Origin of the sequence: Campylobacter concisus (assembly GCF_003048675.2) — a bacterium.
Taxonomy (GTDB): domain Bacteria; phylum Campylobacterota; class Campylobacteria; order Campylobacterales; family Campylobacteraceae; genus Campylobacter_A; species Campylobacter_A concisus_F.
The window spans coordinates 1,146,974-1,157,789 of record NZ_CP060707.1 but is presented as its reverse complement, the minus strand read 5'-3'; the positions used below and the strand labels follow the sequence as shown (position 1 = coordinate 1,157,789).

At 39.9% G+C, this 10,816-nt stretch carries 11 protein-coding genes; 9 read left to right on the top strand and 2 right to left on the bottom strand.

Annotated elements, in window-relative coordinates:
* Window positions 1-39 precede the first annotated feature (39 nt).
* Complete coding sequence (locus CVT00_RS05785) at window positions 40-1,701, top strand: DNA polymerase III subunit gamma/tau (RefSeq protein WP_103558497.1); 1,662 nt, start codon at window positions 40-42, stop codon at window positions 1,699-1,701.
* A 941-nt stretch (window positions 1,702-2,642) separates the two neighbouring features.
* Here CVT00_RS05785 and glnA read toward each other — a convergent pair.
* Together glnA and CVT00_RS05775 are read right to left on the bottom strand one after the other, a co-directional pair.
* The gene (glnA, locus tag CVT00_RS05780) at window positions 2,643-4,073 is read right to left on the bottom strand and encodes a type I glutamate--ammonia ligase (RefSeq protein ID WP_103575036.1); all 1,431 of its coding nucleotides are present in this window, start codon (window positions 4,071-4,073) and stop codon (window positions 2,643-2,645) included.
* 87 nt (window positions 4,074-4,160) lie between these two features.
* The gene (locus tag CVT00_RS05775) at window positions 4,161-4,940 is read right to left on the bottom strand and encodes a histidinol-phosphatase (protein ID WP_107915593.1); all 780 of its coding nucleotides are present in this window, start codon (window positions 4,938-4,940) and stop codon (window positions 4,161-4,163) included.
* 136 nt (window positions 4,941-5,076) lie between these two features.
* Between CVT00_RS05775 and CVT00_RS05770 the strand changes: the two genes are divergently transcribed.
* The 8 genes from CVT00_RS05770 to CVT00_RS05735 are packed head-to-tail and all read left to right on the top strand — an operon-like array spanning window position 5,077 to window position 10,814.
* A complete protein-coding gene (locus CVT00_RS05770; protein WP_107915595.1) occupies window positions 5,077-5,835 on the top strand; it encodes a chemotaxis protein in 759 nt (252 codons plus the stop codon).
* Window positions 5,835-7,094, top strand: coding sequence for a peptidase U32 family protein (locus CVT00_RS05765; protein WP_107915597.1), 1,260 nt, complete (start codon window positions 5,835-5,837; stop codon window positions 7,092-7,094). Before CVT00_RS05770 ends, CVT00_RS05765 begins: the two co-directional genes overlap by 1 nt.
* Entirely contained in the window at window positions 7,091-7,585 is a 495-nt protein-coding gene (gene purE / locus CVT00_RS05760; protein ID WP_103645144.1) for a 5-(carboxyamino)imidazole ribonucleotide mutase, read from the top strand. The genes CVT00_RS05765 and purE overlap by 4 nt, the downstream gene beginning before the upstream one ends.
* Window positions 7,586-7,596: 11 nt before the next feature.
* The gene (locus CVT00_RS05755) at window positions 7,597-8,070 is read left to right on the top strand and encodes a DUF3972 domain-containing protein (protein WP_103567334.1); all 474 of its coding nucleotides are present in this window, start codon (window positions 7,597-7,599) and stop codon (window positions 8,068-8,070) included.
* Window positions 8,071-8,073: 3 nt separating this feature from the next.
* Window positions 8,074-8,490: a GyrI-like domain-containing protein gene (locus tag CVT00_RS05750; protein ID WP_107915599.1), complete on the top strand. Its 417-nt coding sequence runs from the start codon at window positions 8,074-8,076 to the stop codon at window positions 8,488-8,490.
* Window positions 8,491-8,500: 10 nt separating this feature from the next.
* Window positions 8,501-9,361 (top strand): glycine--tRNA ligase subunit alpha, encoded by an 861-nt coding sequence (glyQ, locus tag CVT00_RS05745; RefSeq protein ID WP_021084368.1) that lies wholly within the window; start codon window positions 8,501-8,503, stop codon window positions 9,359-9,361.
* Window positions 9,362-9,367: 6 nt separating this feature from the next.
* Complete coding sequence (locus tag CVT00_RS05740) at window positions 9,368-10,090, top strand: Nif3-like dinuclear metal center hexameric protein (protein ID WP_107915601.1); 723 nt, start codon at window positions 9,368-9,370, stop codon at window positions 10,088-10,090.
* Window positions 10,091-10,106: 16 nt separating this feature from the next.
* Entirely contained in the window at window positions 10,107-10,814 is a 708-nt protein-coding gene (locus CVT00_RS05735) for a zinc ribbon domain-containing protein (RefSeq protein ID WP_107915603.1), read from the top strand.
* Window positions 10,815-10,816: the final 2 nt, after the last annotated feature.

Genomic DNA, 10,816 nt, shown 5'->3' with positions numbered 1-10,816 from the left:
TATAAAATCAGCAAATTAAAATTGCAAAAAGGAAAGCAGTTGCAAGCACTAGCCCTAAAATATCGACCAAAAAATTTTGACGAGCTCATCGGACAAGAAGCCGTAAGCAAGAGCCTAACCCACGCACTTGATGAGAACAGAGTGAGCCATGCTTATTTGTTTTCAGGCCTTAGGGGAAGCGGCAAGACATCGAGCGCTAGGATATTTGCAAAGGCTTTGGTCTGCGAGAAAGGGCCAACTTCTAGGCCTTGCGAGGTCTGCGCGCAGTGCGTGATGGCAAATGAGTCGCGCCACATGGACATCATCGAGATGGACGCAGCTAGCCACAGAAAGATCGACGACATAAGAGAACTCATCGAGCAGACAAAGTACGCTCCTACGGCTGCTAGATATAAAATTTTCATCATCGACGAAGTGCATATGCTAACAAAAGAGGCGTTTAATGCCCTCCTTAAAACGCTTGAAGAGCCGCCAAGCTACGTTAAATTTATCCTTGCAACTACCGACCCGCTTAAGCTTCCAACGACGGTGCTTTCAAGGACGCAGCATTTTAGATTTAAGCAGATAAGCAGATATGAGATCGTAAAACATCTTGAATTTATCCTTAGCAAAGAGGGCGTGAGCTACGAGAGGGAGGCGCTTGAGATACTAGCTAGAAGCGGCGGCGGCTCGCTAAGAGATACGCTAACGCTGCTTGATCAAGCTATCATTTATAGCGCTGGCAATATCACAAAATCAAGCGTGGCAGCGATGCTCGGACTTCTTGATCCAAGTAGGATCGAGCAGATCATCGAGCACGTCGCAAATGCCGATAAAAACGCCATTAGAGTGCTTGTGACCGAGCTTGAGACCTATGAGCCAGAGATGATCATAGATGAAATTTTGGCAAATTTAAAGCAGAGATTTTTAGACAACGACCCAAAATTTTCGCTTCTTATATATGAGAGATTTTTTAGGATTTTGGCGCAGGCAAAGTCGATGCTAAGCGTATCAAGTGACAACGGCTTTGTATTGATGCTTATGCTTTTTATGATGATAGAGGCGCTAAATCTGCAAGATATCGATGAAGCGATAAAGCTTGCTAAAAGCGAGCCTAGCGTGACCCTGGAGCCAAAAGCTGGTGTGAGTGAGCAAATTTTAGCCATAAAAGAGGCGCCAAAGACGCCATACGAGCAGTTTGTGGCAAAAATTTATGATAGAAGCTTTGAGCTTGGAGAAATTTTTAAAAATCACATAAGTTTTAGCTTTTTAAATGAAAATGAGCTTGGCTTGGTCGTCAATGCAACTGGCGATGAGCTCGCGTTTTTCAAAAAAAGCTGGGGCGTAATGCATGAAATTTTACATACAATTTTTGGTAAAAAGATCAAGATTGTAAATGCCAAAACACAAATTCCTGCCGCAAAGCCTGAGCCTCAAACTAAACCACAAGAGCCACAGGATAAATATAGCTACCTTGACGAGGAGATCGCCAAGATAAAGGCTAGGCAGAAAGACGAGCAAAAAGATGAGCCAGTAAAAGAGCCTGTTGTGGCACGACAAACCGAGGTAAATGCGCTATCTCAGCCACAAAATGACTTTGCAAAAGAGCTGATGTCGCTAAGTCAGAGCAAGAGCCCAGAAGAGCTTAAAAAGCAAAGAGAAGAGGGTGTGATAAAAGAGGCAAATAGGCTCTTTGGACAGCCTGAAGTGCAAAATAGCTAGGGGTTTGGCTGTTTTGTAAATTTGCTTTATTTAGCGCTTTAAATTTGACTTTTCTGGCGTAAATTTTTAAATAAAAGTGGTCAAATTTAGCTTTTTTAATAAATTTATCTGCTGTTGCTATCCTGACTAAATAAAAATCTCAAATTTATATTGCAAAAATTTAAAAAGAGCTAGAGCTTATTAATTTGAACTTTTTAATGAGGCAGATAAATTTAAAAATTATGGTAAATTATCCCCTGTTTGCAAAAATAAAAATTTAATTCAAATTTTTAACCGCCGTAGGATTTTTATATTTCTAATTTGAAGTTTAAGAATTTATCCGATGCGGTTTTTTTGGATATAAACTTAAATTTCTAAATTTGCATGAACTTAGGCTTATTAAATGTAACCTTTCTAAAGCAAAAATTTCTAAATAAAATTAGTCAAATTTAGCTTGTTGTTTTTGTTTTTGATGCTTAAATTTAAAGCCAAAAATTTATCTGCTATGACCATTTTTTTGCTAGGCAAAAATCTCTAAACTAAAAAAACAAATTTACAATGTCTATGACTTGTTAATTTTTTTAAATTATCCTTTTGGACAAAAATTTTCTAAACAAAAGTAGCCAAAATTTAGATAGGTGTTTTTGTTTTTTATATTTAAAGCTTGAAGTCTTAAATTTATCCGCCATGGCTTTTTTGGATATGAGCTTAAATTTCTAAATTTGCATGAGTTTGGGCTTATTAAATTTAAAATTTATTCTTATTCGTAAAGCCAAATTTAGACCAAAATTTAACTATATAGACTTTATATTTTTAAATTTAAAATTTATCTGTTGTAGTTAAAAAATTTCTAAGCGATAATGCTTATCGGATTTAGATTTAAATTTAATAGTCGCAGGATTTTATATTTTAAATTTGATTAAAAAAAATCTCCAAGCCCAAAAAAGCTTGGAGATTGCGTTTTAGCAAGAGAAGCAAGTCTTAAACTCATAAGCGGTTGGACGTGCTTCGTAAGGCCAAACCTGAGTTTCAAATTTCATGTGCTGATAAGTGTCGATGAAAAGATCGCTCATTATCGGTTTTAGGTATTCGTTATCGCGGATAAGCGCTTCAAGGCTACCACGAAGTGTGTGTGGGAGCTGCTCTATGCCGCGTTCTCTGATCTCATCGAGGTGAAGTTTAAATAAATTTTCATCCATCGGACCAACTGGCTCGTATTTGTGTTTAACGCCGTCAAGGCCTGCCATTAGCATCGCTGAGAAGGCTAGGTAAGGGTTTGCCGTGCTATCAGGGAATCTCATCTCAGCCCTAACTGACTTCTCGCCAGCGCCGTAAGGTATGCGGATGCTAGCCGAGCGGTTTTGGCTAGAGTAGGTGAGGATAGATGGCGCTTCAAAGCCCGGGATTAGACGTTTGTAGCTGTTTGTACTCGGGTTTGTGAAAGCTGCAACGCTTCTTGCGTGTTTTAAAACGCCGCCGATGTAGTGCCTTGCAAAGTCACTTAAATTTGCGTAGTTGCCCTCTTTATAAAATAAATTTTTACCATCTTTCCAGACTGATTGGTGCACGTGCATACCGCTGCCGTTGTCGCCATAAAGCGGTTTTGGCATAAATGTAACTGTTTTGCCGTTTAGGTGAGCGACCATGCGAACGACGTATTTGTAAATTTGAACGTTGTCAGCAGCCTCGACTAAGTTGCCAAATTTCACGCCGATCTCGCCTTGACCTTGTGCGACCTCGTGGTGTCCTAAAAATACTTCAAGACCAACTTGCTCTAAAACTTGCATCATTTCAGCCCTTAGATCGACCATGCTGTCGATTGGCTGAGTCATCAAGTAGCCGCCCTTTCTGCGTGGGCGGTGACCTGTGTTGTAGCTATCTTTGAAGTCTGCAGCGTCGTTCCACTCGCCTTCTTCACTATCTACTTGATACATCGCGCAGTTTGGGCTATCGATGATTTTGACGTTGTCAAATACAAAAAATTCATTCTCAGGGCCAAAATATGCCTCGTCGCCAAGTCCGCTATCTTTTACATATTGCATCGCTCTTTTTGCGATCGAGCGAGGGCATTTTTCATAAATTTGACCTTTGTAAATGTCGTAGATATCGCAAAAAACAACGACTGTGATATCAGAGGTAAATGGGTCCAAAAACGCCGATGTCGCTTCTGGCTTCATTATCATATCGCTCTTGTCGATAGGCTGCCAGCCGTTCATCGAGCTAGCGTCCATTGGGATGCCGTTTGTGAAATTCTCTTTTGTAACAGCTTTTATGTTGTAGCTTATGCTGTGCCAAGCGCCGTTTAGATCGGTAAATCTAAAATCTACAAATTTAACTTCATTTTCTTTGCAAAAATCAAAAAAATGATCGATGTTTTGGACAAATTTTCCCATTTTTTATCTCCTTCTGGTTTTTAATTTTCGTATTGTATCACAAAATTTTATATTTAAGATTATCTTTATATTTTATTTGACCCCAAACTAAAATTTTACTAATTCTCTATCTCTATTTTTAAATATCGCACACTTTGAATATCCCAAATTTCTAGCTATCTGCTCGCAAATTTCGCCGTTTTTGCCGATATCTTCTTTGGCGTGAGCGTCTGAGCCAAAGGTGATGGTTATGTCATTTTCGGCAATTAGCTCAAGTAAATTTACGCTTGGATATTGCTCGCCGATAGGCTTTCTAAAACCAGCTGCGTTTATCTCAACTACTAAATTTGCCTCTTTTATCGCTTTTATCGCGTTTTTGGCTAGGATCCTGACATCTTTTTTTGGTAAAAATTTAAATAGCTTTAAAAGATCGATGTGCCCCATGATGTCAAATTTACCAAGCCTAGCTGACCTTTCTATGTGGTCAAAATACTCTTGCCAAATTTGATCCAAGTCTTTGCCCTCGTAATCGCCGATAAATTCAGGGTTGTCAAACGCCCAGCCGTTAAAAAAATGCACAGAGCCTATTAGATAATCAACCTTTCTAGCAAAAACTCGCTCATCCATAAAGCCATCTAAAAAGTCCATCTCGTAGCCAAGTAAAATTTCTATCTCACCGCTAAATTCCTCTCTTAAACGTAAAATTTCGTCTTCGTAGCTTTGCATCTCTTCAAATTTCATTCTATAAGCTTCATCGTAGTTCATCGGTGCATGATCGCTAAAGCCAAAGTATCTTGTGCCAGCTTTTATGGCGCATCTCACAAATTCTAGCGGTTCGCCAACTGCGTGGTTGCAAAGCGGTGTGTGGTTGTGAAGATCGACGGTCATTTTTAGCCTTTTAAAGTCGTTTATTTTTCAAAAATGCTACCTAAAATTTGATAAATTTAAAGATAAACGCATACTTTTTAAACTTTCTTTTTATTTAAATCCTATATAATCAAGGCAAATTTTATTAGGAGCTTTTATGACCCAAGAGGAACTTGACGCGCTTATGGCGGGCGGATTAGAGGATGATTTAGGTGATACTAAAGATGCCAGCCAAGAGGTCGCGGACGTCAAAGAGGATATAGACGAGGTAGCAGAAGTTGCAGAGGCAATGAGTGCTAAAGCAGATGAGCCACAAGCAAAGTCAGAGAGTAGCTCAAAACAGAGCGAAAACTACAGAGTGAGTGCGGACGGCGTTTGGCCACCACCACCACCGACTGAAGACCATAAAATGGTACATCAGCTTGACGATGTGACAAGAGATAGCGAAGAGAAAGCTACTCAGATGTTTGACAAGCTTGAGACTATAAATAACTTTTTTATGGACGCTGAGAGCGACTCAAATAGCCTAAAAGACGCGATAAACTCAAACGTTGAGCTATTTACGACACTAAGTGAGAAATTTCCAAATATCGCTGCATTTAGCGAAGCTTTAGAGAAAAATAACTCGCTTCTTGGCACGATAGATAATATCATCTCAAATTTACAAATGGGACAAGATGAGATCATGATGGCTATGGATATGATGCAGTATCAAGACATCCACAGACAAAAGATAGAGCGTGTTATCAACGTTATGAGGGCGCTTAGCAAATATATGAATACATTGTTTGAAGGTCGTATCGATGATGATAAGCGCGTGGGATCTGCTGTTCATATCGCTGGTGATACAACGACTGAAAACCTTGTCAGCAACGATGACATCGAAGCCTTGATAGAAAGTCTAGGTAAAAAATAGTGCTAAAAAAGCCTGAGCTTTTATCTCCAGCTGGAAATTTAACAAAACTTAAAATCGCCCTTGAATACGGAGCCGACGCTGTTTATGGTTCGGTGGCTAGCTTTTCGCTAAGGACTAGATCGGCAAGGGAGTTTAACCTTGAAACATTCAAAGAGGCGATAGACTACACACACGAAAAGGGAAAGAAATTTTATGCGACCATAAATGCCTTTCCTTTCAACTCTCAGATAGAGCCGCTAAAAAGGCACCTGCAAACCATCTCGGCGATGAAGCCAGACGCCTTTATCATCGCAACTCCAGGTGTCATGAGCCTAGCAAAAGAGATCGCTCCAGATATCGAGATACACCTATCAACTCAGGCAAACGTTATGAACGTTTTGGACGCCAAAATTTATCACGACATGGGCGCAAAACGCATCGTCGTGGCACGCGAGATGAATTTAAAAGATGTTATAAAGATAAAAGAGGAAATTCCAACCCTTGACATTGAAATTTTCGTCCATGGCTCGATGTGCTTTGCCTACTCTGGCAGGTGCCTAGTAAGCTCAGTGCAAAGCGGACGTATGTCAAACCGCGGCAGCTGCGCAAATGACTGCAGATTTAAGTATGAACTCTACGCCAAAAATGAAGAGAGCGGCGTGCTTTTCCGCCTAGAAGAGGACGAAAACGGCACTCACATCATGAACTCAAAAGATCTTTGCCTCATCTCACACATCAAAGAGATCGTTGGTAGCGGTGTCATTGACAGCTTTAAGATAGAGGGCCGCACAAAGAGCGAGTACTACGCAGCCTGCACGGCAAGAGCCTATAAAATGGCGATAGATGATGCCATGGATGATAAATTTGACGCGCAAATTTATGAAAATGAGATAAATACGCTGAAAAATCGCGGTTTTACGGACGGCTACTTGGTGCATAGACCTTATGAGCGAACCGATACGCAAAATCACACGAGCAGCCTAGAAGAGGGCACTCATCAGGTAAATGCTATAAGTGAAGACGGTGAGTTTTTTAAGTGCAAGTATAAAATTTTCCCAGATAAGAGCTACGAGATCGTGGCGCCAACTGGCTCACACATAGATGATAGTGAAAATGAAATTTCAAAGGTCTATTCACAAGATGGCAAGAAATTTATCAAATTTAAACAGCTCATCACCAAAAAAGGCAAGGTCATGAGTGAAATTCATAGTGGCAATGAAAATGAGATAAATCTCAGCGTTAAGCTGCCAAAATTTAGTTTTTTAAGGGAGAAGATATGAAATTTGTTTCTATTATAATGGGAAGTAAAAGCGACTATGAGATCGTTAGCGAGGCGGCAAAGACTCTGGAGAAATTTGGCGTAAAATATGAGCTGATAATCAGCTCAGCCCACAGAAGCCCAAAAAGAACTAGCGAATACGTCGCAAATGCCGAGAAAAAGGGTGCAAAAGTATTCATCGCAGCTGCTGGCATGGCAGCTCACCTAGCTGGTGCGATCGCTGCAAATACAACAAAACCAGTGATCGGCATACCAATGGCTGGCTCAGCTCTAAGCGGCGTTGATGCACTTTACTCAACCGTGCAAATGCCAAGTGGCATGCCAGTGGCGACATTGGCTATCGGCAAGGCTGGTGCGATAAATGCAGCCTATCTTGCGGTGCAAATTTTAGCCATTGAAGATGAGGGGCTAGCAAGTGCGCTAAAGGCCGACAGAGAGGCAAAGATAAAGGCTTTAGAGGAAGACTCTTCAAAGGTTGAAGTGATACTATAAAAGGAGAAGCGGTGCAGACCTATCTTGGAGTTGATGAATTTTGCAAACTTGTGCACTTGGAGCGCGAAGTTATCGAGGATATGATAAATCGTGGCGTTTTGAAAACCAAAGAGGAAAATGGAGAAATTTTGATAGAAGCGAGCGAGGGAACGATGAGCGTGGTGCCTAGTGTTTCGCAAAATTTATCCTTGCAGCCGCAAAGCCAAGATGGTTTTACCTTTGTCGAAAAGACGATCGGCACGATACTAAATTTACACGAAAAGGTGCTTGACGCAAAAGATGAGACGCTTGAGACCTTAAGAAATGAGAATAAATTTTTAAAAGAGGCACTCATTTCGATGCAAGAGCTCTATGACGAGGATAGAAAAACGGTCGAAACACTTACAAAACAGCTTAAAATTTCACAAGATGAAGTTGAGTTTTTAAAACGAAAATACAAGCTCATGTGGAACCAAGCGGTTGAAAATTTTAACGGACAAAAGTAGTTTATGAAGATTATAAATTTAGATGATGGTTTTGAAATTTACGGAGTAAAAACTCGCACTAAAAATGAAGACGAGATAGGCGATGAGGGTAAAATCCCAGCTTTATGGTCTAAATTTATGAGTGAATACTATGATGGCAAGAGTGAAATTTATAGCGTTTACTGCAACTACGAAAGTGATCTTAATGGACATTATGATAACTTCATCGGCATAAGATCGCACCAAAAAGGTGATGAAAATTTAAAGATACAAAGTGGAAAATATGCTCTTTTTAGTTTTGCAAATGAGCCACAAAATGTTGCACAATTTTGGGGTGAAATTTGGAGATATTTTGAAAGTAGTGAGCTAGAAAGAGCCTATAAAACAGACTTTGAAAAATACCTAAAAAATAAAATAGAAATTTATATATCAATAAAATAAAAGGCAAAAAATGACATTTTCACAAATAATACTAACGCTTCAAAACTATTGGCAAGAGCAAGGCTGCGTCATACTTCAGCCATACGACATGCCAGCAGGTGCTGGCACATATCACCAAGCGACATTTTTAAGAAGCCTTGGACCAAAGCCCTGGGCGACTGCATACGTAGCTCCAAGCCGCCGTCCGACTGATGGCAGATACGGCGAAAACCCAAACCGCCTTGGCGCTTACTATCAGTTTCAAGTGCTTATAAAACCAAGCCCAGAGAACATCCAAGAGCTTTATCTAAAAAGCCTTGAAAGACTTGGTTTAAATTTGAAAAATCACGACATCCGCTTTGTCGAAGACAACTGGGAGAGCCCTACACTTGGCGCTTGGGGGCTTGGCTGGGAGGTCTGGCTAGATGGTATGGAGGTCACGCAATTTACCTATTTTCAACAAGTTGGCGGCATCGCCTGCGAGCTCATATCTGGCGAGATAACATACGGCCTTGAGCGCTTAGCTATGTATCTACAAGACGTAAATAGCGTCTATGACATCGTTTGGGACGACTCTAATGGCAACATCGTAACCTACGCTGATGTGCATAAACAAGGCGAATATGAGTGGAGTAAATATAACTTTGAAGTGGCAAACGTTGATATGCTTTTTAACCAGTTTGAAAACGCATTTAACGAGTGCAAACGCTGCTTGGAGGCTAAAATTTCACTGCCAGCCTACGACTACTGCATGCTTGCAGCTCATACATTTAACGTCCTTGACGCGCGCGGAGCGATCAGCGTGACGCAAAGACAAGACTACATCTTAAAAATTCGCGAGCTAGCCAAAGAGTGCGCGCTAACATATAAAGAGAGCTTAGAGCAAAAGTAAAATTTGATGAAAATAGCTGAAATTTATAAAAACTTAGATGAAATTTGCCCATTTGCGAGCCAAGAGGGCTGGGATAATAGCGGCCTGCAGGTTGGCTCATTTGACAGCAAATTTGAGCGAATTTATCTAAGCCTTGATCTTGATAGCGAGCTTTTGCAAAATGTCTTGCCAAACTCGCTCATCATCACCCATCATCCGCTCATTTTTAAGGGGTTAAAGCGCCTAGACTACAGCTTTTATCCAAGCTCGCTCATAAGAGAGATGATGATAAAAAATATCTCGCTCATCTCGCTTCACACAAACGCTGACCTTGCATTTTTAAATGAAAAATTTGTGACGCAGGTTTTGGGGCTTGAAATTTCAAGCAAAGAGGGCTTTTTGATCTACGCTGATGTGAATATGAAATTTAGCGAGCTTTGTAAATTTGTAAAAGAAAAACTTGGGTTAGAAAATTTAAGAGCCGTTCATGCAAAAGATGAAATTTCTAAAATTTGCATCTGCACTGGAAGCGGCGCAGATATCATCCAAGAGGTCAAAGCAGACGCCTTTTTAACGGGCGATCTAAAGTATCACCAAGCCCTTTATGCAAAGGAAAATGGACTAAATTTGATTGACATAAACCACTATGAAAGTGAGCGTTATTTTAGTGATTTTTTAGCAAAATATTTGCAAAATCTAAAAATTGAAGTTATAATAAGCAATTCTAAAAACCCATTTACATATTGCTAACAAAAAAGGAAACATTATGAATAAATATTTGCAACAATTAGTTGAATTATCTGATCTTGACAAACAAATAGACGGTTTCACACCGCGCATACAAGAAGTAGAAAAAGCCTATAAAAGCATAGAAGAAGAGTGTGAAACTATAGCGGTTAATGTAGAAAGACTTGACGAAGAGGTAAATGATCTAAAATCACAAAAATCAGGCACAAACGCTCACATCGCAGAATTTAGCGCAAAGATCAAAGATGTAGCTAAAAAAAGCTCAAGCGCAAAAAGCGAAAAAGAGATAAAAGCGCTAGGTCTTGAAGAAGATATCGCAAAAGAGCAACTTGAAGCAGCAAACGAAGAGATCGCTAGACTTGAAAAAATAATAGACAATAAAAATGCTCAAAAAGATGAGCTAAACGCTAAAAAAACAGAGCTTGAAGGAAATTTAGAAAAGATAAAAAGCGAGGTTTCATCTGAGCTTGAAAAGATCGAAAAAGAGCGCAAAGAGGTTTATGCTAAAAAAGATAAACTTGTCGCTGCGATGAACCAAAAAATCCTAGCATTTTATGAAAAAATCAGAAAATGGGCACACAACACAGCCGTTGTGCCAGTTAAAAAACAAGCTTGTTATGGCTGCTTTATGCAGATAAATGATAAAACTTTCTCTGCGGTTGTAAAAGGCGAAGATATCGTTACTTGCCCGCATTGTGGCAGAATTTTATATAAACAAGAGCAATAACA

Bases quoted from the DNA above. Each gene is read 5' to 3' on its own strand.
- glnA (WP_103575036.1), bottom strand. From the start codon at position 4,073: ATGGGAAAATTTGTCCAAAACATCGATCATTTTTTTGATTTTTGCAAA.
- CVT00_RS05775 (WP_107915593.1), bottom strand. From the start codon at position 4,940: ATGACCGTCGATCTTCACAACCACACACCGCTTTGCAACCACGCAGTT.
- CVT00_RS05770 (WP_107915595.1), top strand. From the start codon at position 5,077: ATGACCCAAGAGGAACTTGACGCGCTTATGGCGGGCGGATTAGAGGAT.
- purE (WP_103645144.1), top strand. From the start codon at position 7,091: ATGAAATTTGTTTCTATTATAATGGGAAGTAAAAGCGACTATGAGATC.
- CVT00_RS05750 (WP_107915599.1), top strand. From the start codon at position 8,074: ATGAAGATTATAAATTTAGATGATGGTTTTGAAATTTACGGAGTAAAA.
- glyQ (WP_021084368.1), top strand. From the start codon at position 8,501: ATGACATTTTCACAAATAATACTAACGCTTCAAAACTATTGGCAAGAG.
- CVT00_RS05740 (WP_107915601.1), top strand. From the start codon at position 9,368: ATGAAAATAGCTGAAATTTATAAAAACTTAGATGAAATTTGCCCATTT.
- CVT00_RS05735 (WP_107915603.1), top strand. From the start codon at position 10,107: ATGAATAAATATTTGCAACAATTAGTTGAATTATCTGATCTTGACAAA.